This is a genomic window from Enterococcus sp. H57 (assembly GCF_003112495.1).
GTDB classification, from domain to species: Bacteria; Bacillota; Bacilli; order Lactobacillales; family Enterococcaceae; genus Enterococcus_B; species Enterococcus_B faecium.
The window spans coordinates 22,437-48,139 of sequence record NZ_BEHC01000010.1 but is presented as its reverse complement, the minus strand read 5'-3'; the positions used below and the strand labels follow the sequence as shown (position 1 = coordinate 48,139).

Annotated in this window: 25 protein-coding genes and 1 pseudogene; 18 read left to right on the top strand and 8 right to left on the bottom strand. The window is 38.1% G+C overall.

The genetic code is table 11. The features are described 5' to 3' along the window. Window positions 1–12: 12 nt before the first annotated feature. The gene (locus tag DIZ30_RS03340) at window positions 13–456 is read left to right on the top strand and encodes a GNAT family N-acetyltransferase (RefSeq protein WP_002286361.1); all 444 of its coding nucleotides are present in this window, start codon (window positions 13–15) and stop codon (window positions 454–456) included. Window positions 457–1,063: 607 nt separating this feature from the next. Here DIZ30_RS03340 and DIZ30_RS03325 read toward each other — a convergent pair. Next, a complete protein-coding gene (locus DIZ30_RS03325) occupies window positions 1,064–1,594 on the bottom strand; it encodes a phenolic acid decarboxylase (RefSeq protein ID WP_002286355.1) in 531 nt (176 codons plus the stop codon). A 104-nt stretch (window positions 1,595–1,698) separates the two neighbouring features. On the opposite strand from DIZ30_RS03325, the gene DIZ30_RS03320 reads away from it, so the two are divergent. Then, window positions 1,699–2,250: a PadR family transcriptional regulator gene (locus DIZ30_RS03320; RefSeq protein ID WP_002286354.1), complete on the top strand. Its 552-nt coding sequence runs from the start codon at window positions 1,699–1,701 to the stop codon at window positions 2,248–2,250. A 152-nt stretch (window positions 2,251–2,402) separates the two neighbouring features. On the opposite strand, the gene DIZ30_RS03315 is transcribed toward DIZ30_RS03320, so the two are convergent. Then, window positions 2,403–2,876 carry a MerR family transcriptional regulator gene (locus DIZ30_RS03315; RefSeq protein WP_002286344.1) on the bottom strand — a complete coding sequence of 158 codons (474 nt, stop codon included), beginning with the start codon at window positions 2,874–2,876 and terminating at the stop codon, window positions 2,403–2,405. A gap of 137 nt (window positions 2,877–3,013) precedes the next feature. On the opposite strand from DIZ30_RS03315, the gene DIZ30_RS03310 reads away from it, so the two are divergent. The 3 genes from DIZ30_RS03310 to DIZ30_RS03295 all read left to right on the top strand — a co-directional run bounded on the left by DIZ30_RS03310 (window position 3,014) and on the right by DIZ30_RS03295 (window position 5,829). Continuing rightward, window positions 3,014–4,486 carry an MDR family MFS transporter gene (locus DIZ30_RS03310; RefSeq protein WP_002293204.1) on the top strand — a complete coding sequence of 491 codons (1,473 nt, stop codon included), beginning with the start codon at window positions 3,014–3,016 and terminating at the stop codon, window positions 4,484–4,486. After that, window positions 4,483–5,193, top strand: coding sequence for a DUF4811 domain-containing protein (locus DIZ30_RS03305; protein WP_098381395.1), 711 nt, complete (start codon window positions 4,483–4,485; stop codon window positions 5,191–5,193). The genes DIZ30_RS03310 and DIZ30_RS03305 overlap by 4 nt, the downstream gene beginning before the upstream one ends. 351 nt (window positions 5,194–5,544) lie before the next feature. Further along, on the top strand, window positions 5,545–5,829 hold the full coding sequence (locus DIZ30_RS03295) for a DUF1905 domain-containing protein (RefSeq protein ID WP_002286335.1): 285 nt from the start codon (window positions 5,545–5,547) through the stop codon (window positions 5,827–5,829). Window positions 5,830–6,109: 280 nt separating this feature from the next. Here the strand turns inward: DIZ30_RS03295 and DIZ30_RS03285 are convergent, their stop codons facing one another. Genes DIZ30_RS03285 through DIZ30_RS03275 form a run of 3 tightly spaced genes read right to left on the bottom strand, consistent with a single transcriptional unit; the run spans window position 6,110 to window position 8,637 of the window. Further along, window positions 6,110–6,529, bottom strand: a complete 420-nt coding sequence (locus DIZ30_RS03285; RefSeq protein ID WP_002286333.1) for a hypothetical protein — start codon at window positions 6,527–6,529, stop codon at window positions 6,110–6,112. Between the two features lies 1 nt (window position 6,530). Continuing rightward, window positions 6,531–7,115 carry a UbiX family flavin prenyltransferase gene (locus tag DIZ30_RS03280; protein WP_109023091.1) on the bottom strand — a complete coding sequence of 195 codons (585 nt, stop codon included), beginning with the start codon at window positions 7,113–7,115 and terminating at the stop codon, window positions 6,531–6,533. A gap of 46 nt (window positions 7,116–7,161) precedes the next feature. Continuing rightward, a complete protein-coding gene (locus DIZ30_RS03275) occupies window positions 7,162–8,637 on the bottom strand; it encodes a UbiD family decarboxylase (RefSeq protein WP_002294617.1) in 1,476 nt (491 codons plus the stop codon). Between the two features lie 179 nt (window positions 8,638–8,816). On the opposite strand from DIZ30_RS03275, the gene DIZ30_RS03270 reads away from it, so the two are divergent. After that, a complete protein-coding gene (locus DIZ30_RS03270) occupies window positions 8,817–9,128 on the top strand; it encodes a hypothetical protein (protein WP_002296825.1) in 312 nt (103 codons plus the stop codon). A gap of 114 nt (window positions 9,129–9,242) precedes the next feature. On the opposite strand, the gene DIZ30_RS03265 is transcribed toward DIZ30_RS03270, so the two are convergent. Beyond that, window positions 9,243–11,579: an ATP-binding cassette domain-containing protein gene (locus DIZ30_RS03265; protein WP_109023090.1), complete on the bottom strand. Its 2,337-nt coding sequence runs from the start codon at window positions 11,577–11,579 to the stop codon at window positions 9,243–9,245. Window positions 11,580–11,720: 141 nt separating this feature from the next. On the opposite strand from DIZ30_RS03265, the gene DIZ30_RS03260 reads away from it, so the two are divergent. Beyond that, window positions 11,721–12,389 (top strand): response regulator transcription factor, encoded by a 669-nt coding sequence (locus tag DIZ30_RS03260; protein WP_002297412.1) that lies wholly within the window; start codon window positions 11,721–11,723, stop codon window positions 12,387–12,389. 2 nt (window positions 12,390–12,391) lie between these two features. After that, a pseudogene (locus DIZ30_RS03255) lies at window positions 12,392–13,434 on the top strand (ATP-binding protein). Window positions 13,435–13,664: 230 nt separating this feature from the next. Here the strand turns inward: DIZ30_RS03255 and DIZ30_RS03250 are convergent. Next, window positions 13,665–14,546, bottom strand: coding sequence for a LysR family transcriptional regulator (locus tag DIZ30_RS03250; protein WP_002297410.1), 882 nt, complete (start codon window positions 14,544–14,546; stop codon window positions 13,665–13,667). Between the two features lie 158 nt (window positions 14,547–14,704). On the opposite strand from DIZ30_RS03250, the gene DIZ30_RS03245 reads away from it, so the two are divergent. The 10 genes from DIZ30_RS03245 (at window position 14,705) to DIZ30_RS03200 (ending at window position 23,335) form a co-directional block, all read left to right on the top strand. After that, the gene (locus DIZ30_RS03245; protein ID WP_002294613.1) at window positions 14,705–15,433 is read left to right on the top strand and encodes a DUF554 domain-containing protein; all 729 of its coding nucleotides are present in this window, start codon (window positions 14,705–14,707) and stop codon (window positions 15,431–15,433) included. 156 nt (window positions 15,434–15,589) lie between these two features. After that, window positions 15,590–15,907 carry a PadR family transcriptional regulator gene (locus DIZ30_RS03240; RefSeq protein WP_002286315.1) on the top strand — a complete coding sequence of 106 codons (318 nt, stop codon included), beginning with the start codon at window positions 15,590–15,592 and terminating at the stop codon, window positions 15,905–15,907. Beyond that, window positions 15,900–16,508 (top strand): DUF1700 domain-containing protein, encoded by a 609-nt coding sequence (locus DIZ30_RS03235; RefSeq protein WP_002297408.1) that lies wholly within the window; start codon window positions 15,900–15,902, stop codon window positions 16,506–16,508. The genes DIZ30_RS03240 and DIZ30_RS03235 overlap by 8 nt, the downstream gene beginning before the upstream one ends. Before the next feature lie 54 nt (window positions 16,509–16,562). Beyond that, on the top strand, window positions 16,563–17,354 hold the full coding sequence (locus DIZ30_RS03230) for a DUF4097 family beta strand repeat-containing protein (protein WP_002322196.1): 792 nt from the start codon (window positions 16,563–16,565) through the stop codon (window positions 17,352–17,354). A gap of 137 nt (window positions 17,355–17,491) precedes the next feature. Beyond that, entirely contained in the window at window positions 17,492–17,980 is a 489-nt protein-coding gene (locus tag DIZ30_RS03225) for a DUF5348 domain-containing protein (RefSeq protein WP_002297406.1), read from the top strand. A 50-nt stretch (window positions 17,981–18,030) separates the two neighbouring features. Beyond that, entirely contained in the window at window positions 18,031–18,903 is an 873-nt protein-coding gene (locus DIZ30_RS03220; protein ID WP_002286307.1) for an SPFH domain-containing protein, read from the top strand. A gap of 175 nt (window positions 18,904–19,078) precedes the next feature. Further along, entirely contained in the window at window positions 19,079–19,441 is a 363-nt protein-coding gene (locus tag DIZ30_RS03215) for a YxeA family protein (RefSeq protein WP_002298706.1), read from the top strand. A gap of 8 nt (window positions 19,442–19,449) precedes the next feature. Next, complete coding sequence (locus tag DIZ30_RS03210; protein ID WP_002286304.1) at window positions 19,450–20,202, top strand: ABC transporter ATP-binding protein; 753 nt, start codon at window positions 19,450–19,452, stop codon at window positions 20,200–20,202. A 13-nt stretch (window positions 20,203–20,215) separates the two neighbouring features. Further along, window positions 20,216–22,018: an FtsX-like permease family protein gene (locus DIZ30_RS03205; RefSeq protein ID WP_002298705.1), complete on the top strand. Its 1,803-nt coding sequence runs from the start codon at window positions 20,216–20,218 to the stop codon at window positions 22,016–22,018. A gap of 276 nt (window positions 22,019–22,294) precedes the next feature. Then, window positions 22,295–23,335 (top strand): aldose epimerase family protein, encoded by a 1,041-nt coding sequence (locus DIZ30_RS03200; RefSeq protein ID WP_002286298.1) that lies wholly within the window; start codon window positions 22,295–22,297, stop codon window positions 23,333–23,335. 51 nt (window positions 23,336–23,386) lie between these two features. Here DIZ30_RS03200 and DIZ30_RS03195 read toward each other — a convergent pair whose 3' ends face one another. After that, entirely contained in the window at window positions 23,387–25,522 is a 2,136-nt protein-coding gene (locus DIZ30_RS03195; protein WP_109023089.1) for a glucosaminidase domain-containing protein, read from the bottom strand. Between the last annotated feature and the right edge of the window lie 181 nt (window positions 25,523–25,703).

The following is a 25,703-nucleotide window of genomic DNA, read 5'->3' as shown; positions in this document are numbered from 1 at the left end:
AGGAGAGAAAAAATGATCCGCACAACAACAAAATTGTCTGCCAAAGAACTGGAATCTGTTCTATCGATTTGGCTGCATGCTAACTTGGATTCTCATGAATTCATTCCATCAACTTATTGGGAGAATCAAGTAGAATCTGTTAGGAAAGCTTTACCAGATGCAGTGATTTACTTAGCAGAAATAGATCAAGAAATTATTGGTTTTGCTGGGGTGATTGATCAGTTTATCGCAGGAATCTTTGTGAAAAGGGAATACCGGCAACAAAGAATCGGTACGCAACTAATGAAAAAAATAAAAGAAACCAATAAAACACTGACTTTGACAGTCTATCAAAAAAATCAATCAGCTATTCATTTCTATCTTTCACAAGGTTTTACAATTCAAACACAGCAAAAAGATGAAGCAGTAAATGAGGAGGAACTTGTGATGAAATGGAATCAAAACGCTGATTTTTGATGAACAGAATAACGAAATAATGCTCCCAGCCTAATTTTTTGCTGGGAGCATTATTTCATTTTGAAGTCACTAATTTAACTGTGTGAATATGCAGTTGTTACAATCTTTGATAAACAGTGTTCAAAAGCTTGCATCTGCGGTAATAAGCCCAACCAAACAAAAAATATGAGGAGCTATTTTTATTTGGCTGTTCTTATTACTTGATGCAGAACAGCTTTTTCACAACCTCTCCACTAAACGGTGTTCAATCAGCTGACCCCTCGGTATTAGCTCAACAAACGGTAAAACATGAGGAACTATTTTTCCATTTGTTTCTCTAATACTCAGGTCAAAACGCTGATTTCACAACCTCTTGATAAACGGTGTTCAAACGGCTGCTTCTCGGTAATAAGCCCACTAGCCTAGAAAATATGAAAAGCTATTTTCTAACTAGCGTTCTTATTACTCAAAGCATAACGCTGATTTCACAACCTCTTGATAAACGGTGTTCAATCAGCTGACCCTCGGTATTAGCTCAAAAAACGGCAAAACATGAGGAACTATTTTTCCGTTTCTTTCTCTAATACTCAGGTCAGAACGCTGATTTCACAACCTCTCTTTCACAACCTTATTTTACTCGTTTATAATTTTCATCGAAGTATTTTCCGCTACGGATATCATCTGGCATTCCATCGTATGGTTCTTCGCTAATAACATCTTCATTGTCTATACCTGCATCACCCATATAAGTGATCGTAGCAAATTCAGGAACAAGTAATTTTGGATAAGTTTCATATTTTTCACGAGCTGCTTCCATTTCTGCGATATGTTCGTTTTGGAAAGTAACAGTGATTTCTGGATGTTCTTCAACCCATTTAGGGAAAAAGATCATTCCGTGAAGTTTCTTTTCATTTGGCATAAAGTCCAATGCCACGTCTGTCCCTGTTGGCTCTGTCCAAGTGATTTTGAATACGCCGTCCGTCAATTTAACGATATCAGCTTCTTGGTCTTTTACCCAACGGCCTTTGACCATTCCGCCATGGATACGGTAATCAACAGTATGGTCATTTTTGGCATACCATTCATATTCCCAACCATTGTCATACGTATAGATAAAGTGAGTTCCAATAAAATCTTCCAATTCTTTAAATTCTTTCATGTTTAAGCATCTCCTTATAAATTAAAACATGTAATAAACTACATGTTTTCGATTACTCATTTATGATAGAATGGATTTAAAGATTTGTCAAGGAGGGAAAACTGATGGCAAGAAAAAATACACTTCGATATATTTTGTTAGGGTTATTAAGTAAGAAGAAGATGACAGGATATGAATTGAATCAATCGTTCAAAAATGAAATAGGAGAATTTTGGCAAGCAAAACATAGTCAGATTTATCCTGAACTTGCAAAAATGGAAGAGCAAGGAATCATTCAGCATCAAGTAGAGATCACAGGTGAAAAATTGGAAAAGAAAGTTTATGAATTAACAGAAGAAGGGAAGGAACAATTGGCAGAGTGGATTCATACACCCACCAATGAACTACCGGTTAATCGAGACGAATTTGTTCTGAAATTGTATTTCGTCAAAGACGTGAATGATCCGGCATTAGTAGAAATTATTCAGCAGCAGCGTGACCTTCATGAAGAAAAACGACTTCATCTATTAGAGCGAAAAAAAACGATCTTTCCTACTGAAAAAGAAAAACATGAAAATTACGGACACTACCTGATTTTAGCGCATGCGATCAATCGGGAAACAGAATATGCAAATTGGCTAACAGATGTATTAGAAGAAAGTAACCGAAAAAAATAAAAAAATATCCGAACAGTGATGGAGAATTCCTTTCTATATGAAAGAAACGCAGATCACCGTTCGGATATTCTTATGTTCAAACAGGCCTTTTTTCAAGTATTTATGTAGCATCTACTTATTAAAAAGCTTGGTACTTAGGAGATTAGTGGCGTTTAGAGTTCTTTTAACAACTGTTCGTAGTCAGCTTTTTCATCGACAGGAAGGAGCTTGTAAGTTAATTCGTCTGTCTCGTTGTCATGAATGATGTACATCTTAGCATTCTCTTCTTTGAAGTTACCGATTTGTAAAATCGTATAGCGTTCGTCGATCAATTCGATATCTTTGATTGCTTTTGAAAAAACTTTACGGACATGGTGCATTTTCTTTTGGCGGATTTCTGCCTTTTCTGCAGCTTTTGACAAAGTAAATCCGTCATCTAAATATTTTTTGATCAGTTCTACTTTTATGACTGTAGGTAAACGATATTTTCTAGGACAATTCGCATCAGCTTCGATCGAACGAATGAATCCCTTTTGTTCCCAATACCTTAATTGACGTGGAGACACACCTACGATATCACTTAATTCACTGATGCCAACAACCAATTGATCATTTTCCAACAAACGTTTAAGGGAAGCCCCAACCATTTTTGTCACTCCTTTTGTCCTCTTGCTTCCCTTAATTATATCCGTATTAACTTATGTGTCAAGTAGGTTGACAAATAGCGAATTTAGGACTAAAGTATTCTAGTAGTTTCAGAAAAAATTCAGAAAGAAGGAGAAATATGAGTAACAACCAACCCGTAGATATTTACGGAAAACCATATAATCGGACACTTTTAGTTGTTGTCTTATTAATTGGTACATTTTGTACCGTTTTGAATCAGACCTTATTGACGACAGCTTTTCCTACATTGATGAAAGCTTTCGATATTTCAGCGTCTGATGTGCAATGGTTAACGACTGGTTTCTTGCTAGTCAACGGGATCATGATCCCAATAACAGCATGGCTGATCAATAAATTCAGTTCAAGAAATTTATATCTTTCTGCCATGACGATCTTTTTGATCGGAACAATTACTTGCTTTACAGCACCTAATTTTAGTACATTACTAATCGGTCGCTTGATCCAAGCTTGCGGTGTGGGAGTATCGATGCCATTATTGCAAAATATCATGCTATCTATTTTCCCGCCAGAAAAAAGAGGATCAGCAATGGGGATGTCAGGGATCGTTATTGGACTTGCTCCTGCTTTAGGCCCTACATTATCTGGTTATATCATTGATAACTACCATTGGCGTGACTTGTTTGGTATGGTACTGCCAATCGTTGTTCTTGTCTTGGTTTTAGCATTCTTCCTAATGAAAAGTGTTATTCCATTGTCAAATCCTAGCATTGATATTTTATCCGCTATTTTATCAACGATTGGATTCGGTAGTTTACTTTACGGATTTTCTAGTGTAGGAGATGACGGCTGGGGAAGCTTGAAAGTAATTGGTTTCTTAGTTGTTGGTGTGATTTTCATCGCCTTGTTCTCATGGCGTCAATTACATTTGGAACATCCATTCTTGGAACTTCGCGTATTCAAATCATCTACATTCACGATTGCCGCTGTTTTAGCTGGTGTAACAAATATGGCGATGGTAGGGGCAGAAATGGTCGTACCATTGTATATTCAAAATATTCGTGGAGAATCAGCATTCCATTCTGGCTTGATGTTGTTGCCGGGTGCATTGATCATGGGGGCTATGATGCCTGTTACGGGTGCGATTTTCGATAAATATGGCGCGAAACGTTTAGCCATCACAGGGATGTTCATTTTGACAGCGGCAACTGCACCATTTGCTTTCTTGACAAAAACGACTCCAGTTTTATATATCGTGATCCTTTATGCGATCCGTATGTTTGGGATCTCCATGGTCATGATGCCGGTAACGACTTCTGGTATGAATGCATTGCCAAATAACTTGATCAGTCACGGGACAGCGGTAAATAATACATTCCGTCAAATCGCAAGCTCGATTGGTACAGCTATTTTGATCAGTGTGTTGACGAATGTGACAAAAGCAAATATCCCAAGCAAATCTGTATTGGATAATACACCATTAGCTTATAAAGATCAGGCAATCAATGCCACACTGTCAGGTTACCATGCCGCGTTTATCGTAGCGATCATCTTTGGGATCCTTGGCTTTATTATTGCCTTTTTATTGAAGAAAAAAGAACCTGTTCTAACGAAAGCGGGGGATAATGCATGATTATTGGAGTTTTGATTGTCAGCTTGCTTGCTTTTGCTTTAACGAACGTGTTCGCTAAAAAAACATGGCAAACCTTTTTATCTTTGATTTTCGGACTAATCTTCGTCGCTTCACTAAGTTTGATCGTCGCTAATTTGTCCAATCACTTTGGAATGGAAAAAGTAACGGAAACAAAAACAGAAAAAATTGTTTCCAGTGCTGATTCCCAAGGAGCAGATATGCTTTTGTATAAAGCTTTAGGGAATGGAAAAGAAAAAGTGTATCTTTACCGAACAAATGAAAAACAAGAAAAACCAAAAGCAACTGGTACGGATAACGAAACAAATAAAGTAGAAAAGACAGACGGCGATGCTGAAAAAGTGACGAAAACTACTTATTGGGAATACAAAAACGACATGTATAAATTCTGGTTCAATATTGCTGATAACAATCACGAATATGACAGCCGAGTGAATAAATTCAAAATCCCAGAGACATGGGTAGAATTAAGTACGGACCAAGCAGCCAAGTTAGCTGAATTAGTGAAGAAACAGCAAAGTACGATGGAAAGTGAAGCAAAAGCTTATGTTCAAGACGGTATGGTAAAAGCAATGACTGAAAATCCAAAAATGAGCAAAGCAGAGCAAGAACAACGTACGAAAGCCTTAGCTGCTGAATTCCAACAACAAGCATTCGCAAAATTAGTGAAAGAAGCAAAAGGCGAATAATATTTTGAACACCATGTAGGAGGTTGTGAAAAAGCTGCTCTGCATCAAGCAGTAAGAACAATCAGATAAAAATAGCACTCCATATTTTTCATCTGATTGGGCTTAGTGCCGTAGATGCAAGCTTTTGAACACCGTTTAAGGAAGAGGTTGTGAGCCTGCCGTTTAACTCTGAGTCACAAGGAGCAATTTCAAAAAACAGCTTCTCATGTTTGTTGACTATTGTGACTTGTGACCGAGGAGTTGGCAGGAGAACACCGTTTATTCGAAAAAAGGAACTGCGACAAGACTTTTGTCACAGTTCCTTCTTTTTTTTGCTATGCTATACTAGATGTAAAAAATAGGAGAAATAAAATGAGGGAAATTTATTCTTTTGAATCAAAAATCTATGCTTCCGAAGTCGGCAAGGGCGGGGCATATATTATTTTTCCGTATGATATAAGAAAAGAATTCGGTGCTGGAAGAGTTAAAGTCCAAGCAACTTTTGACAATGTGCCGTATGAAGGCAGTATCGTGAATATGGGCGTGAAAAATCCAGATGGTTCAGTCTGCTACATCCTTGGACTACGAAAAGATATTCGTAAAAACATCGGAAAAGAAATCGGTGATATTGTAGCAGTTACAGTGAAGCAAAAATAAAAGAGGTTGTGACAAAAGACGTGTCACAACCTCTTGATAAACGGTGTTCAAAAGCCAGTTTCTCGGTAGTAAGTCAAATTTATGCAAAAATGTGGAAACCCATGTTTACAAAATTTTTCTTACTACTCGAAACGAAGCGGCTTTATCACAACCTCTTGATAAACGGCGTTCAATCAGCTGTCCCTCGGTATTAGCTCAAAAACGGCAAAATATGAGAAGCTATTTTTCCATTTTTTTCTCTCATACTCAGGTCATAACGCTGATTTCACAACCTCTTCTTTCATAATGGTTTTTCACCATCTTTATAATAAACTGGTTCTTTGATATGGAAATCTATTTTTTCCAACCAATCTAAAATCTTGTAACCTAACTCTTCTGACATCGGAAAAGAGGCGTTGATTTGTGCATTGGAGATATGGTCAACATGGATACCGGAAGTGATCGTACAACTTCCCGGAACGGCAGTTTTGATGATCACAGCTATTTTTTCGGCTAAGACATCGTCTTTATGGAACCGACCATCGTGGCTAGGGAAACGTACAGTTTGCATCTCTGTATCACGAGAAAATGTAGTGACTGTTCCGATATGTGGTGTATCTCCGCCTGTTAAAGTGATCAATAAGTCTTTACCGATTACTTTAACAGCAGCTTGGATCGTGAAACCTAGTTTGGTTACTTCAACTATCGTTTCTTTTTCCATATTAATCACCCTGCCAACGTTTTGAATGCTCATTTACAATTCCAAATTGATCCAAAAGTTTCATTGTATGGTGATTAACAAGATCTTGGATCGTTTGAGGCTGATTATAAAAAGCAGGAATTGGTGGTATGATTTGCACACCTAGTCGTGCTAATTTAGTCAAGTTTTCCAAGTGAATGGCATTTAATGGCGTTTCACGAGAAACAATGACTAACTTTCGTTGCTCCTTCATTGTTACATCAGCAGCACGTGCAATCAGGTTGTCGCCTAAACCAACAGAGATACCTGCGACTGTTTTCATACTTGCCGGTACGATGATCATTCCATCGGTCAAAAATGATCCGCTGGCGACAGCAGCACCTAAATCTTTGTTTGAATAATGGTAATCAAACAGGCTTTCGAATTCAGTTAGTGATAAGTCGGATTCCAGCTTTAAGTTCTGTTTTGCCCATGGACTGATGATTCCGTGTGTTTCTATCATCGGATATTCTTTTAGTTTCTTCACTAGGTTGATGGCATAAATGGTGCCTGAAGCGCCACTTACACCAATCACGATTTTTTTCTTCCGTTGTGCCAATTGTTCCATTTTCCGCACTCCTTTTTATGATGTCAAAACAGTTGCAGATCATTCATTATTTCAAATATTTTTCCCAATCTTCTACTTCTTGGAATTTTGCACGTACAAAATGTTCTTTCATATCGAAAGGAACTGTACCGTCAAAGATAGTTTTTGCACTCATCCCACGGAAACGAATAGAGCCAGGATTATATTCTGGTAATTCTGATGGGTCCAATGGATGGTTCCTCATTCCTGGGATCACGATGATATCTTTATCTCCTTGGAAACGAGTGTTGAAAGTCCAAACTACATCGTTCATGTCGAAAATATCAACATCTTCATCGACTAAAATGACTGTCTTCAATTCTTTGAAGGCTGATAAAGCAAGAATAGCTGCTTGACGCTGAATACCTTCATCCGCTTCGTTTTCTTTACGGATTTGCATGATGGTCATCAATTTACCACCACCTGCAGGAGGATTGTAGACATTTACTACTTTTCCTGGAATAGCTTTATCGACCAAGGCAAGAATACTTGCTTCTGTAGGAATACCGGCCATAGATACGTGTTCTTCACTGGGACCAATCGTTGTTTGCATGATTGGATTGTCTTTTCGGTGAGTAACTGCTTTGACTTTCACTACTTGTACAGCTGGATTAGCATCCCCAGTATAGCCAGGAAATTCTGGCATTGCTTTTCCTGAGTTCGTGTTGATATCTTCTTGCATTGTTTCATTTGGCATGATTTCTGCTTCAATGATGAATTCAGCACGAGCAATACCCACTTCATCGACTGCTATACCATCAACGATTTGAATAGGTTCGTTACGCAAAGCTCCTGCACACCATAGTTCATTGTAGCCAAGTGGAGTGGTAGGTGGTTCGAAAGTCGTGCCAATGGCAATTGCTGGATCTAAACCAATATTGATAGTGATAGGCATTGGTTTATTCAAGGCTTCGAATTGTTTTTGGAAGTGACCAATGTGGCGTCCGCCAGGCATGATGTACATACCGATCGTATCTTTATCTTCTAGAACCATACGATGGATCGTTACATCGCTCATTGTTTTTTCTGGATCTGATCCTAAGACTACACCCATTGTGATGTATGGACCAGCATCTTCAGGAGTATTTGTAGGTGCAGGCAAAATGTTGCGAATATCGAAGTCTGCATCGGTAGCTAGATGAACGACTTCTTGTGCTGGAGCGTCTGCTTTGTCTACTTTCACAGGTTTGATTGGATTTTCTACAGCGTCTTTCAAGAAACGACCAAGTGTTCGATAATCATGGTGCAAAATTTCACCTACACGTTTACGACTAGCCATTGTTCCGATGTTCACACGTGTGCCGGGGAAACCTTTGATATTGTTGAAAGTCATAGCTGGTCCTTCTTGAGTCGGACGTTTTACTGTACCGCCAGCACCGATATAACGGTAAACACCAGATAATTCTGCTTCAGGATCGATTTCAATATCTGTTTCGTGATATTGACCTGGAAGTGTTTTTAGTTCTTCGATGACTTTTCTTAAATCATACGGTTGATCTGTCATGAGAGATTCCTCCTTAGTTGTCTTTACCTATCTATAGTAAAAGGTGAAAAAGAGGAAAACAATTCAACTTGTTCGGTAAAGTATTCTACAATGGAATGGATGCGTTTTTTGATAATAGAATAAACTATGATATACTTATCACTAAAAGAAAGCGCATACTTAGTGTTGGAGGAAGGAAAGTGAAAAAAATGGAGGAGTCATTTCCTAAAGCAGTAAAAGTGGAAAATATAGCGAATATTTTGAAAGTTACATTTGAAAACGGAGAAGTAAAATACGTGAAATCTCATTGGACAGAAGAGATAACCGATGCCTTGCAATTTGGAAAAAAAGGAAGAGGAAAAAGAAAAAATCTTCTCGCACTTTCTCGTAATATGTGGATTGGGACTGAAGTAACGATTGAAGCAGATGGAACAGTATTCATAAATGGAAAAGACAGGTATACGCCAGAAGAGTTGTGGTACAAAGGAAAGAAAAGTATACCAGAATTATAAAAAATAATTAAAAAAAACAGCGCGAAACAAGGAACATATTACTTCCTCGTTTCTTGCTGTTTTCTACTATTTCAGCGCTCTTATGACTCAAATCTAAATGTGGTTGTCACAACCTTATTCTGCACGCAAAGCGATAGCGGCGTCTTTTTTCGCTGCCATTCGTGCAGGAAGATGACCGCCAAGCATCGTCAATATAGTAGAGACGATCACTAGAATAATCGCATGGACAGGATTTAGTTGAGCAACATTTTTTAGATCCGTCATGTTGTATAAGATGCTATTGATAGGGAACGTAGCTAGCCATGCAATAAACACACCTAATATCCCAGAAGAAATACCTAAAATACACGTTTCTGCGTCAAATACGCGAGTGATGTCTTTTTTACGTGCACCTAAAGCTTTTAGTACACCGATTTCTTTTGTCCGTTCAATCACAGATGTATAAGTAATGATACTGATCATGATCATACTTGTTACTAAAGAGATCCCTGCAAAAGCAATAAGGACATAAGTGATAGCATCCATCAATCCGCCAGTCAGTTCAGTCATCGTTCCAGCTAAATCAGTATAAATGATTTTATCTTCATCTGATTTGCCTTTATTGTAATCATCTAGATAATCCAAGATCTTTTCTTTGTCTTCAAAATTGTTCGGATAAATCATGATACTTGAAGGCAAGCTGTCTCCACCTAAATAACTAAGCAATGTTTGTTTGGCATTTTCGTCAACTTTTTCAGTAGTTAAGACATTTACATCACTGTCTCTTTGAGCTTTGACGATTTCTGATTCTTTGTTTTCGTTGACGATTTGAGTCGTTAATTGATCGCTATAAGCGATTCCTGGAGATAAGAGATTCATTGTAGAAGAAGATTTCACGCGTAGGATCCCCGAGATCTTCAATTCATCAGAAGCATTCTGATACATCGCATCATAATCTGTATTAGGGATAAAATTCCCAGTTGGAAGTTTTGTATAGTAAGTATTGTTGTTTACTAATTTGAATGTTGTACCAACGATATCATCAAAATCAAGTTTTTCGTCTTCTTTCACATCAAATCCAAGATTCTTCAATGCGTTGATATTAGTATTATTATTGCCGTCTACGATCAGCACGACATCTGTTGCTGAGGCTGGATAACTTCCGGCAAGTAAAGAATAATTGTCTTTTAAAAAGTTTTCTTTGCTAGTGTCAAGCTGTGTAGGGAAACTTGACACTCCCACACCTGTCATTGCTGACATCGTACTAGATAAAGAAAGAGATTCCGTATCAGGATTTTGATTCGAGAAGCTGACAGGCTGTACTTTGCCATTTACATCACGTAAAAGATTGATTCCTGTAGTACGGGTAAATCCGATATTATTACTTAAGTTAGGATCGATGTCTGTTACGTAATCGACGTATGTTTGATCAATCTTATTCGTGTGCTGTGCTTTATCTTCTTCGCTGACTTTTGCAGTAATCGTTTTGCTGTCTGGATAATCCGCTTTGCTTGCACCCAATCCGGCATCGTCACGAGTCTGGTTAGTCGTTACCTTAGAAATAGTAATCGGAAATTTCGCCATCGTTTCAGCTTGCGTGTTATCGATTTGTTTTTGGAATCCAGAAGAAAGGGACAGAACGATCGCGATTCCGATGATCCCAATACTGGAAGCAAAGGAGGTCAAGAAAGTACGTCCTTTTTTTGTTCGGATATTGTTGAAGGAAAGCTTCAACGCTGTCCAAAAACTCATCTTTGTTCTGCGTAAGTTAAATTGATCATCTTTTGGTCGTTCGATGTGAGGATGGGAATCTGTTAAGATCTTACCATCAGAAAATTCAATGATCCGATCTGCGTATTGATGGGCCAATTCAGGATTATGTGTGACCATGATCACTAATTTTTCTTTCGATAACTCTTGGATCAATTCCATGATCTGGATACTTGTTTCTGTATCTAACGCTCCGGTTGGTTCATCGCACAAAAGGATATCTGGGTCATTGGCTAGTGCTCGAGCGATGGCCACTCGCTGCATTTGTCCACCAGATAACTGATTTGGCTTTTTATGCATATGATCTGTCAAGCCGACCCGGTGCAATGCATCTTCTGCCCGTTTTCGTTTTTCGTCTTTAGAAACACCACTTAATGTCATCCCAAGTTCAACGTTTTCAATAATGTCTAGATGACCAATCAAGTTGTAACTTTGAAAAATGAAACCGATAGAGTTGTTTCGGTAGGCATCCCAGTCACTGTCCTTAAAGTCTTTAGTAGACTTTCCGTTGATTACCATATCACCGGAATCATAATTATCTAGTCCACCAATCACATTCAGCATAGTCGTTTTACCAGAACCACTAGGACCTAAAATTGCTACGAATTCTTTTTGTCTGAAAGCGACAGACACACCATCCAATGCTTTGGTGGTGGTTTCGCCGACTTTATAATATTTTTTTATATCTTTTAATTGAAGCATAATCACCCTTCTCCCGTATTGAAATATTCGGTATACTAATAAGTATATCAGAACAATGATCGTAGTATACGAAATAAATGTTAACTGAAGATGAACTACAAGAAAAAATCTAGAAATTTTTCAAAAAACAGAGGGAGATCAATGAATCGTATTTTAGTAGTAGAAGATGATCCGCAATTACAGTTGCTTTACCGTTCTGTGTTGGAACGAGCGGGCTTTTCAGTCATCACCGCACTGAATGGAGAGGATGCGCTGAAAAAACTAGAAGCGACACATATAGAATTGATCATTACAGATGTCATGATGCCTGAAATGGATGGCTATGACTTGGTAGGATCATTACGTAACGCCAGATTCGACATGCCAGTTCTGATGATTACAGCAAAGGCTGATTTCGAGGACAAGAAACGTGGGTTCAAATTAGGTGCAGATGATTATATGACAAAACCCATCGATGTCAATGAAATGATCCTGCGTGTGGAAGCATTGCTTCGACGTTCAAAAATCAATTACAGCAGTATCTTGACGATTGGGCAAACAAAATTAGAGCTGGATACTTATACTGTGGTACAAAATCAGCATTCTTTTATTCTGCCTCAAAAAGAATTTCTGCTTCTGTATAAATTACTGTCTTATCCAAACAAGATTTTCACTCGCCAGCAGTTGATGGACGATATTTGGGGATTAGACACGAATACAGAAGAACGAACGATCGATGTACATATCAAACGTTTAAGGACCCGTTTTGAAAAGACAGAAGATTTTCAAATCATCACAGTACGGGGACTAGGCTATAAGGCGGTTATTTAAAGATGAAAAAGAAGCTATTTTCACAATTATGGATCTATTTTGCTAGTATCGTATTTATTTCGATCTTAGTAACACTGCTGTGTTTTCTTGGTTTTATTTTCTTATTGTCTCGACATTCTATCTCGCCTGCTGAATCGGCTGGAAAACCAACGTTATACCCGTTATTCGTCTTTGCGGGGTTCAGTATGGTCGTGGGTACAGGAATATCGATTTTTGTTGGGCGGCGTATCCTGCATCCAATCAGTGCGCTAGGGACAAATATGAGTCTGGTAGCAACGGGAGATTTTTCGATTCGAATGGATGAACAGCAGAAAGTAGCAGAAGTACAGCAACTGTATAAAGATTTCAATGTTATGGTCCAAGAACTCAATAGTATCGAAACATTGAGGAATGATTTTGTGTCCAGTGTATCCCATGAATTCAAAACACCATTAGCAACGATCCAAGGATATGTACAATTGTTACAAGCCCCAAATCTCTCTGACGAAGAACGCCAAATATTTTTATATCGGATTATCGAAAGTATCACGCAGCTTTCACAATTAACAGAGAACATCTTAAAATTGAACAAACTGGAAAACCAGCGTATCCAACTGGAAAAGAAAGAGTACCGATTAGATGAACAAATTCGAGAAGTAATCGTTTTTTTGCAGCCTAAATGGGAGAAAGAACAGCTAGAATTGGATATCGAACTTGCTGCAGTAAATTACACAGGTAATGAAGAGTTTTTGTACCAAGTGTGGTTGAATATCATGGATAACGCCATAAAGTACAATCAAATCAATGGACAGATTCATATCAAACTATTTGAGACAGCCACAGAGATTGTACTGGAAGTGACCGATTCAGGTGTAGGAATGAATGAAGAGACCAGAGATCGAATGTTTGAAAAATTTATCAAGGAGATACAAGTCGTCAAATTTCTGGGAATGGGCTAGGACTTTCACTGGTTAAAAAAATTCTAGAACTGCATGATGGACGTATTGATTATAGTAGTATCGAAGGAGTAGGAACGACAGCAATGATACGGTTAAGTAAACAATAGGAAAAAGAATAAAACCCCTAAAAATTCTATTGAAGGTTTTTAGGGGTTTTTAGTCGTTTTTTTGTGATTAGGGAAATGTTCTTACGGTTCTTTTGGCATAAAAATCGCTGCTTTCCTATTGAACTACGAGAAATGTTAGAGGTGTTATTGAAACAAGGACATGATGCAAGAAAGAGAGCGAAAGTCATGAGTCGCTCTCTTTTTTGATGGATAGATAGAAAATGAAGGGCTTAGTTCTCTTCTTGTCTCAAATACTCCCAAAATGTGTCTGAAGCCAAAGAATGTTCACCGATTTTACGCGTAAATGCGAGATAACTTTCTTTTGTTGGAGAGATGGGGAGGATCACAGTATTTTCTTTTAACAGATTTTTGACTGTTTTTTCCATAACAATAGCAATCCCCATGTCATTTGCAATCATATTGATGATCAAGTCGATCCTTGATCCTTTATAAGAGATTCTCGGTTCAAATCCAGCTTCGCGACACAAGTCCAGCACAGGTTGATACAAGTTCGTAGTAGGGCCAAGAACCAAAAAATTCTCCTTTTTCAGTTCGCTTAGATCCAATTTCTTTTTACTAGCTAAAGGATGATTTTTAGGTAGAACTGCTACAAAATCGTCTGTTTCAGTAGGCAACCACTCAATCGAACTTGGTGGGGCCTGAAAGCTTCTGGCAAAGTGGATCGTATCACTATGTTCATTTGTATCGTCATAAGTCAGTTCGATACTTTCCACTTCTTTCAACTGGACCGTAAATTCAGGATGGCGTTTCAAAAATTCGGTAATTTTGGAAAAGCCTTGGTAATTGATCATGGTTGGTATCGTTAAGATATTTAATGAAAGATTGTTTTCTTGCGTATAGGTTTCAAGCACTTCTTGCATGGCATGGTATTGTTCTACGACATTTTTTACATAAGGGAGCAACAAGCTTCCAGCTTCGGTCAACTCGATTTTTCTATGGGCACGTTCGAATAATTTGACGTCTAGTTCTGTTTCTAACGAAAGAATCTGTTTAGAAATGTTTCCTTGGGTGGTGAATTGTCGTTCAGCAGTTTTGGTGAAATTCATTGTTTCGGCTAAATCAAGAAAAACTTCAAATTTATGGATATCCATCATATTCCTCCTACTTATTCCAATAAAGAATACTTTAACACAAAAAATGAATTGGTGTAACCTACTCTGTCTGGTACAATCTTTCTTGCAGCGAAAGCAATAATTACAGAAATTTTTCTGATTTTTTTCGCTTCGTAGAAAAAGAGAGGAGTTTTTTGATGCCAACTGGAGTTTTGATCAATGTAGGTTCCGTTTTGCTTGGCGGACTAATTGGCGGATTAGTAGGAAATAAATTAAGTGAACATTTTAAAGCACAGCTGACGATGGTTTTTGGTGTGTGTTCGATGGGGATGGGAATCTATTCCATTGCGCCGATGAAAAATATGCCGGCTGTTATTTTTGCTTTAGTGATAGGAACAGCGATTGGTCTGATTGTTCATTTAGGTAATGGGATAAATAAGGGGGCTGCGCTGATGCAAGTACCTATTTCTAAAATCTTCCCTAGTGAAAAGCTTGGTATGACCCACGATGAATTTATCAGTACATTAGTGACGGTCATTGTTCTATTTTGTGCAAGTGGTACGGGGATCTATGGAAGTTTAGATTCTGGGATGACAGGAGACAGTACGATTTTGATTTCTAAATCTGTCCTTGATTTTTTCACAGCAGCTATTTTTGCGTGTAATTTAGGGTATGTCGTTTCTGTGATAGCAATTCCCCAATTCATTATTTTTTATATTTTGTTCTTATTGGCAAAATTTATTTATCCATTGACTACACCAGACATGATCTTAGATTTTAAAGCTTGCGGCGGATTCTTGATGGTCGCTACCGGTTTTAGAATGATCAACGTGAAAATGTTCCCAGTAGCTGACATGATACCTGCAATGATCGTTATCATGCCACTGAGCTGGATGTGGACAAATTGGATTATGCCACTGTTATAATAAAAATCAAAGAGAAGCCATTTTTTTGCTGACTAAAAAGGATCAAATCTTTTAGTCAGTTTTTTTGTATTTGACAAACTGATTTTGAAACTATATTATATGTTGTATAATATAGATTGAAATAAAATATTACACTTGAGAATAGAAGGTGACGTAATGCACATCCAGATTCCAACTGTTCTTCTTGATGGTACTGTGCTAGCAGCATTAAGCAAGGAAGATATGTATGGGTATGCCTTAACAAAAATCGTACAAGAAAGTCTCTCTGTCAGTGAATCTACACTATATCCGGTTTTGAGAAGATTGAAAAAAGAAGGATATCTTGAGACCTATGATGAACCTTTTGAAGGCAGAAACCGTCGATATTACTCGTTGACACCAATGGGAAGTCGTCATTTAGAAGAAATTATTGATGAATGGATTGTTTTTCGAGATTCTTTAGACCGGTTATTGGAGGAGAGCACAAATGAATGAATATTTGAATGAAGTTGTGGATCATCTTCAAGAAATTCCTGAAGACGATCGTTTTGATTTGATCCAGTATTATGAGGAATATTTTTTAGATTCTGGAAAAACATTAGATCAGATCATTGATGAATATGGTACACCAAAGCAGTTTGCCTTAAAATTAAAAATCAGTTACTTTTCAGAAGAAGAACAAGCAGAAAACGAGTTAGTGAAAAATCCAAAAAGACAAATTCGCCTGATTTGGTTAATCATTATCGGTTTATTTGCTTCTCCTGTCCTCATTCCACTAGCACTGGGGTTTATATTGGTTATTGGGGGACTATTGGTTGCTTTACTAGCGCTCATTTTTAGTATCTATGTTTTATGTATCAGTATCTTAGGTGTTGGCCTATTCATGATCATATCAGGAATAAGTGTGTTTGGACAATCGATTCTGAGTGGATTATTCTTTATCGGTGTCGGTCTGTTCGCCACAGGAAGCGCAGTATTTATTTCGCCACTGTTGCTGAAAGGAACAAAAGGGCTTTTTTATGTCATGATGAACTTTGTTAAATGGATGGGACGACGTTTTATTACAAAAAGAGAACTGCATTCAGCGGGCGTTTGAAGGAGGACACATAAATTGAGATTGAAACATTTTTTGATTACCGGTATTGGTCTGATGCTTACTGGTGGCCTCCTAGCAGGTGCAACTTATACATTAGGCGCTCAAAAAAGTCTGACTTGGGATAATGGTCCTCGGTTGATCGATATGGTTACTGAGACAAAAAAAATCAAGGATGCAAACAAAATCGTCATCCATGCAGAAAATCAAACAGTTTCGGTCATACGCGGATTGGATTTTGAGATAAAAACGACTTATGATAAGACAGAAAAGCCAGAAATAAAGGAGAAAAATGGCGTGTTGACTGTGAATGCAGTCAAAAAATCAACAGGTGCAATCATTAGTTTAGAAGACACAAGTGCACAAATCACTATTGTTGTCCCTGCAGATCATGAATTATCTGAATTGACAATCGAAGGGAATAATAGTGCAATTGATATCAACGAAGTATCAATCAAAAAAGTGAATACTAAGACACATGATGGCTGGGTATCGTTCAATGAATTTACAGGAGGAACAATAACTGCGAAAGATGAATTAGGCTCACTTCGACTAGATGAGGCCAATGTGGATAACTTGATCGTCACAGGTGAAAACAGCAACTTCCATCTAGAAGACAGTTTGATCAGCAAAGAAGGAAAAGTCATCCTAAACGGTGGTAATTTATCTTTGCATGAGATGGAAAACAGTGGCTATACTATCCAAACGTCTGGTGAATCTTATATTGAAAAAGACTACCAGCCAATAACAAATACTTTGTTAGAACAAGGACAGAAAAAGCTAAAGATCACTGCTAAAGACACATCGATCAATATTACGACGGATCAAGAGGACAATGAAACAGATTGATCCTGTACTCAACTGGATATTTTAAGAAAAAACAGCAAAGATCCTTCCAATCTTTGCTGTTTTTCATCGCTTAACGCACATAACTATAGTAAAATAAGAAAGAAAATATCTAAAAAGAAAACAGGGTGAAAGAGTATATGAAGGTAGAAGAAGGTCAAAGAGAAAAGTTAAAGACAGAAATGGAAAGATTACATACTTATATCACTCAACTAAGCCAAACCTTCTATGATCCAGACAAAGAAAAAGTGATGGTTAATTACCCGAACAATTCAGAAGGTCGTCAATTAGAGCAAGTATACCATGAAGTTTTCAAACATTTATTGACGGTGAAGAAAGAGCTGGATTATTATTCTTTACCGATTATCGATACAGGAATATTGAAGTATGATGGGAAGAAGGAACGATTTATCTTTAAATCTGTTCGGGAAGATTTGCCTCTTTCAGCAGGGATGGATCTAGAGATCTTGGTAGAAGACTATTTTACAGAAGAAAAGCACTGGGTTCGAACAAAATTGGATTATTTACCGCAGGCAGCCGGAGGGACACAGGCAAGCGGTTGGTACATCACTGAAGACAAAGAGTTAGAACTAGAAGGTGTAATGGCGCGTATTCGAAAAAAAAATTAAAAAAGTAACATTAGATATTTATTGAAGGATAAAGGAGCGCAGGAAGTAGCATGAGAGAAAAAAGAGCATTTTATATCAATGGCTATGCAGGGATTGTCGGATTGGTCGTATTAGCTTTAGTTGGATTGTTTTTCTTCTATTTAGGCATGTGGCAAGCGAAAGTTTGGGCACTTTTTTTAAGTATTTTTCTTTGGTTGATCACGTTATTGTTGTTAAGTTCGGCAACTGTAGTCAGTCCTAATCAAGCAAAAGTAATTTTGTTTTTTGGACAATATTTAGGTACGATTCGAGAAAATGGCTTTTTCCTTACGATACCTTTGGCACAAAAAATGACTGTTTCGTTGAAAGTTCGGAATTTCAATAGTTCTGTTTTAAAAGTCAATGATTTGGATGGAAACCCCATCGAAATCTCAGCAGTAGTAGTCTTTAAAGTCGTTGATACAGCAAAGGCATTATTCGATGTAGCGTATTATCAAGATTTTGTAGAAATCCAAAGTGAGACAGCCATTCGGCATATCGCTAGCCAATACCCGTATGATACATTCAATGAGAATGATTTGACGCTTCGAGGAAACACGACGGCAGTGTCTGACGAGTTGCAAAAAGAGCTGCAAGAGCGTTTAGCAGTAGCAGGTGTCGAAGTAATCGAAACACGCTTGAACCATTTAGCCTATGCAACAGAAATCGCTAGTGCCATGCTCCAACGTCAACAAGCAAAAGCCATTTTGTCTGCTCGACAAACCATTGTTGAAGGAGCTGTCACAATCACTCAAATGGCCTTAGAGCAAATCGAAGATGGACAAGAAATCAATTTCACCGATGATCGGAAAGTCCAATTGATCAATAATTTACTTGTCTCAATCATTACAGACAAGGGAACGCAACCTGTTATCAATACAGGCGACATGAAAGACCGTAAGTGACATACTTTTTGTAAGATAGGAAGAAGGAGTTTAGGACGGATTATTGTCTTGAACTCTTTTTTTAGTTGTTTTAAAGAAAATGACAAAATTGAAAGAAGAATGATAGTTGATTCGAAGGCAGAATTGTTCGCTTTTTTCTATAATCAGTATACAAAGTAAGAGAGAAGGGGAAAAAGTGAAAAAACTTCTGATCGGTCTACTTGTTTTCATCGTTGTGGTACTTGCAGGGGTGAAAATCGCAGATTACGTAGTTATGGGTGGAGAAGAATACTATGTACAAATTACGACAGATGGTACAAAAACAGTTTCAAAGTTAGACTCTGGACAAGAAACAGTCAACTATAGATATATCCTGCCTGGCTATACGAAAGAGGGTAAGGAAAAAGAACTGGACTTCAAGGGACAATTGACTCGACCGCTTCGTAAAGGAGCATATTTAAAAATCACCTGGAACAAAAATAAAGGTGTCACTTCGTATGAAGAAGTCGAAAAAAAAGACGTGCCGAAAACAGCACTGGAAAAACTAATTAAAGGGTAGGGAAAGAAATGAACAAAATAGTCGAAGTACAGAATGTAACAAAAGTATACGGAAAAAACAATGAGAAAAAGACGCAAGCATTAAGCGGCATCAGCTTCGATGTAGAAAAAGGCGAATTTATTGGGATCATGGGCGCTTCTGGTTCTGGTAAATCGACACTTTTGAATATTTTATCCACATTAGATAAACCAACAGATGGGCATATCCGAATCAATCAAAAAGATGTGACCACATTAAAAGGAAATCAACTAGCAGATTTTCGTGCGAATGAGATTGGCTTTATTTTCCAAGATTTCAATTTATTAGAAAGCTTGACAGCACAAGAAAATATCGCTGTTCCTCTTTCTTTACAAGGCGTCAGACCAAAAGAAATCAAGCAACGTGTCCAAAAAATTGCAGAACGTTTATCCATCTCTCATATTTTGGAAAGCTATCCTTCTGAGATTTCCGGTGGACAAAAACAACGGGTCGCCGCCGCACGTGCATTGATCACACAACCAACGATTCTATTAGGGGATGAGCCTACAGGTGCGCTGGATTCCAAAAGTGCCCGGGATCTTTTAGATACGATGGATGAATTGAATACAAAAGATCATGTATCGATTCTTCTTGTGACGCATGATCCGTTTTCTGCAAGTTATTGCCAACGTATTTTATTCATCAAGGATGGCGGTATCCATCAAGAAGTGAAACGTGGAGATCAAAGCCGTGATTCCTTCTATCGAGAAATACTATCTATTCTTGGAAACTTGGAACAGTAGGGGGAGATTGACTATGCTTTGGAAATTATCACTTACTGGGATCAAGAGCCGTTTAAGAGACTACTTGGTGTTATTCTCAGGATTAGTTATGGCATCTGCTATTTTTTACATGTTTGAATCAATGGCAAGCAACGAAGCTTTTTTGAAAAGTAATACGATCGTTGCGGCTACAGTTATCATTTTCCGATTCGGTTCTGTTTTACTAGGGATCATCACATTCGTTTATATTTTATATGCAAATTCCTTTTTGATGACGATGCGGCAAAAAGACTATGCAATGTTTATGATGCTAGGAGCAAAAGGCAGAAAAATCGCACAGATGATTTTTTCTGAAACATTCTTAGTAGGGATCGCAGCTACTTTAGTGGGTTCAGCTGTCGGTGTAGGATTGACAAGTATCGTCCACCGATTATTAGTGGATCAGTTAGATCTCAATATTTCGCATTTTACACCTTTTAGTATTCACGGGTTGTTGATCACTGTTTTGTTTTTTGCTGTTTTGTTTTTATTAGCTGCTGTTGTCAATGCTTTTTCGATTGTCAAAAAACCGATATTAGCATTGATTCGTGCGGATCAGACACCAACAAGAATCAAGCAGCATAAATTCTTGTTTTTCCTTGAAGTAGTACTGGGAATTGCTTTTCTAGGCTGCGGTTACTATATGATGAAACACGTGGGGACCTATCAAGTCTTTGGTATAGGAGTAGCCTTAGTTACGATCGTATTAGGAACTTATTTCATTTTCCATTCTGTGATCATTTTCTTTTTATCATTACTAAAGAAATCAGAACAGATTTCATTGAAAAAATTGAACAATTTCACATTGTCACAGTTAAACTTTCGTATTCGTGAATATACACAAATGCTCTCAATGGTCGCTATGCTGTTTGCCTTGGCACTGGGCGCTTTGACGGTAGGATTAGGTTTTAAAAATGAAATTGCAGACTTGACAGAAAACAATTCTGGATATGATCTAGTGATGAATAATCCTCGGGCAGAAGATCAGCAAAAAATCAAAGAACTTTCACCAACACTTTCTGCTTCTTATACTCAAAAAGAAGATGCGGGAACGATTTACTATAATGCAAGTGAATTTGCGGCTCAACCATTGATCATGATAAAACATGAAGATGGAACACCGCCGAAGATCACGAAAGAAAAAGTTCCTGCTGAAAAAATGAATGAACTGACTGTACAAGAGGAACTTCGAAGCTATGAATTGCCGGAACAGCAAGAAAAAGAAATCAAGGTAGTCAGTCAATCAGAATTTGATCAACTGAACTTGCCACAATCCACTTTACAGCTAGTTCAGGTAAAAGACTTCCAAGCAAACCTGAAACCAATCGAAACACTTGTTGCTCAAAATAAAATGAACAATCCATCTTTGCAAAAAGTAGAGTACAGCAACCAGAAATATGAAATGTATGAAGTGTATAATGGTCTATTCTCTGGTTTTGAATTTATGGGATTCTTCCTAGGTTTAGCTTTCTTGACCATGCTTGCTAGCTGTTTGATGTTCAAGATCTTGTCAGGAAGCAAGAGTGACATTGCTCGTTATGAAATGCTTGAAAAGATAGGAACACGACGCGGGTTGCTTAAACAATCGATCCGTAGAGAAGTAGGCGTGTTATTCTTAGCACCAGGAATCTTAGGTGTAGTCCATGTCTTATTCGGATTACAAATGTTTGGTCTATTCATGCAAAATCCATACAAAGATATTTGGGTTCCGTTTACGATCTTCTTCGTATTGTATTTCATCTACTATGTACTGACGACATGGTTATATACTGGAATCGTATTGAAAAAGAGATTGTGAAAAAGCTGTCCTGCATCAAGTAATAAGAACAGCCAAGCAAAAATAGCTCCTCATATTTTTCGTTTGGTTGGGCTTATTACCGCGGATGCAAGCTTTTGAACACCGTTTGTTCGGAAAAAGAGGTTGTGACAATATTTTTGTCACAACCTTTTTTTCACGGTCTTTTATTAGAATATAGTAAATTTTTTCTCGTTACTCACGGAATAAGCTGTTAAGAAAACGGTTTCCATGTATACTGGAATCAGTGCAAATGAAAGAAAAGAGGGTGCAAGGAACATGGAAATCAATGAACAAAATTTTGGCGAAAACTATCACTTGATTACGATCACGAATCAAAATGGGACATCTTTGTCTGTCAGTGATCTTGGGGCACGGGTTGTTCATTTTCAAACAATAATCGATAATGAAAAACGAGAGTTGATCTTAGGTTTTGATGAAGCAAAAGAATATCTAGAAAAAGACCCTTATATCGGTGCTTCAATCGGACGTATGGCTGGACGGATTACGAATGGCACATTCAAATTAGATGATGAAACGTTCGAAGTAAAAACAGACCCGGACACTGGTCATTGTTTACATGGTGGTGCACCTAGCTTTGAAGCCAAGCAGTGGCATTATACAGTCATCAATGGTGAAAACGAAGCATCGGTCATTTTCTATCAGACTAGCCCAGACATGGAAAACGGATTTCCTGGAACTTTAGATGTAGAAGTACGGTATACGCTGACGAACGATGATACATGGCGAGTGACGGTCCAAGGGATCAGTGACCGCAAAACAGTATTCAATCCTACAAATCATGTCTATTTCAATTTAACCGGTGATCCAGCACAGTCAATCGACGAACATATACTTTGGTTGAATAGCCGATTATTTGCTACGCTCAATAAAGATACAACGCCTACAGGAGAAGTAGTTTCAGTAAGTGGCACAGCATTTGACTTCCAACGTCCTAAAAAATTAGGTGAGGTCTTTGCCAGTGATTTTCGCCAATCAATGATAGTGGGCGGTATCGATCATCCATTTTTGTTGAAAAAACAATCTGGTTTACTAAATGCTGCGGAATTGACAAGCCCAGATGAAAAAGTATCGATCCAAGTAAAAACAGATGCTTCAGGAATCGTGATTTTTACAGCAAATTTTGGAGAAGATGGACCGGAAATGCGCGGGAATAAATTAGTAAATCATGGCGGTATCACATTTGAGACTCAAGAACTGCCAGGAGCGGAGCGACTTGAAAGTTTTGGAGATGTCACTCTGGAACCTAACCAAGTACGCGAGTTTGTAACGGAATACAAAATAAATATAAAGAAATAGAATAAATTAAAAAGGGAGTGTGACAGTGTCACATCCCCTTTTTAATTTATTCTATTTCTTTAAAGGCAGATCAAGCCAGAATGATTTGTCTAAACTTAACAAGGTTAGTACAGGAACAGTTGCAGCTTTAACTGTACGAGTAGTTGTTTCTGGTATCTGTCTTGCCGTAAAATTGTTCCACAAATCCCAGATTGAAGCGACACGGAAGATGGAAGAAGCGTTGTTGACGCGTTTTATCGTTGAAAATTCTAATCCTGTGATTGGCACGCCATCTGTTGTACATTTGATTGGCACATCGAATCGCTTAGACATATTGAGGATTTCAGCGTTTGCTTCTTCAGTTGTTGCTGCTTCTTTTTTCGGTTCATCATATTTTGTCAGGTCGTACGCTTCGATGATCGCGTTCAATTTTTGTGAATATTGGCGATCTGTAGCATAACGTCCTTCCAAATATTTGGTTGCTTCTTTGTAGTCTTTTGTTTCCGACTTCCAAGTTGGTTTGTAGAAATCAGGATTGCCAGTCAGTCCATTTTTGATCAAGTCGGCATAGTCTTCCAAACTTTCCTTGTAAGAAGGATATTTACGGAATTGTGCGCGGATTTGGTAGCTTTGTCCGGAACTATCTTGTTCAAGTGTATTGAAGGTCACGCTGCTTCCTTTATATGATCCTTTGATACCAAAAAGGTTATGATTTGGTTCGCTTGATAATAAGCTGTTTCCAGATCCACTTTCAAGGATAGCTTGAGCCATCATGACTGATGCGTAGATTCCTTCTTTTTGCCCGATTTCCTGTGCATCATCTGCAATCTTTTTCAAGAACTGATCAGTTGTTTGGTTTTGACTGAAATGGAACGAGCCATCTAATCCATCTAAAATAGATGAGCCGCCTGTCAGCGAACCTGAAGCAGCAGGTAAACCTGCTAAGTTTACTCGGACAGCAAAATCAGGCGTGAAATCTGAAATAGAAGTTACTCGAACTTTATCTCCTGGTTGAGGCGCATGGATAAATTGTCCGTTCCCAATATAGATACCTACGTGGTGGGTAACACCAGAAGAAGGTCCCCAGAAGACGAGATCACCAGGTTGGGCCTGACTTACTGGAATCTGTGTACCTGCATATTGCTGTTCGCCTGTCCAGCCACCGATATAATGACCGGTTGCTTTCATATATACGTAATAAGTCAAACCAGAACAGTCAAAAGTATTTGGACCTTTTGCTCCCCATACATATGGTTTTCCAAGATGCTTGAATGCTTCTCGAACGATTGCTTGTTGGACATTCGTTGTATTTGTAGGCAATACAGCATCAATTGGTGATTTTACAACAAAATCAGAAGAAGCAGAAGATGGATTCTCTATACCGCTTTGATTTGCTGTATTTGGACGAGATGAAGCATTGTTCGTTCCGCCATTTGATGAACCATTGTTTGGATGGTTTGGTTCTCTCTGAGTATTTCCATTGTTATTCGATCCAGATGGGTTTGTTTGATTCGAAGAATTCCCGCTGTTCGAATTATTGTTATTATTGTTTGAACCATTATTATTGTTGTTATTACCCACATCTGGTTTGTTTGGCGTTTCCGGATGTGGTGTACTAGGGACTTCTTCACTAGGATCAGTTGGTTTCTCTGTTGAAGTATCCGGTACAGGTTCAAATTCTGCAGTAATAGATAAATTGTTCGTACCTACTGTAAAGGTCTTTGCATCATAATTTACTTCTTTGGCACCATTAACAGCGACTGAAGCAATTTGTTCACCTTCAGCTGGCGTAATAGTGTAAGTTACCTTCGTTTCCGCTAATAAACCTTCTACCGTTCCACTTTCCGTAATATCCAAAGGTTGCTGTTCAGGGGAATCCGCTGTCGAAGCAGTCAGTTGGATCTTACCAATCAAAGAAGGAGCAATTGTAAGGGAATATGTCTCGGCTGGCTTTTCATTTTCTGATGGATCAGCCGGATCAATTTCAGTTGGCTCGGTCGATCCTGTTGTTGAGTTAGTTGTTCCAGTTGGGTCTTCTGTAAAAGAATCCGTTGTTTCACTAGTAGCTGAGCTGGATGTAGTCGTATCTGTTGTGACTGTTTGATCAGCTGTTTGATTATCTACGGCAAATACGGTATTGGTCGACAAAACAGACGGAGCAATCAGCCAAGTAGCAGCTAGCAAACGTATCGTTTTTTTATTTTTCATAATAAACTAGTCCTTTTCCTTTCATTGATTTTCTGTCTTATTCAGCATTCATTAGACATTTTTTGGAACAGATAATCGTGTCGAAAAGCTTTTTCTTTTCATAAATCTGTCTGTGTATTCTAAATAAAACAATTTGTAAATAAGCAACGAGCATTCATTCGTTTTTCATTGACGTTCATTT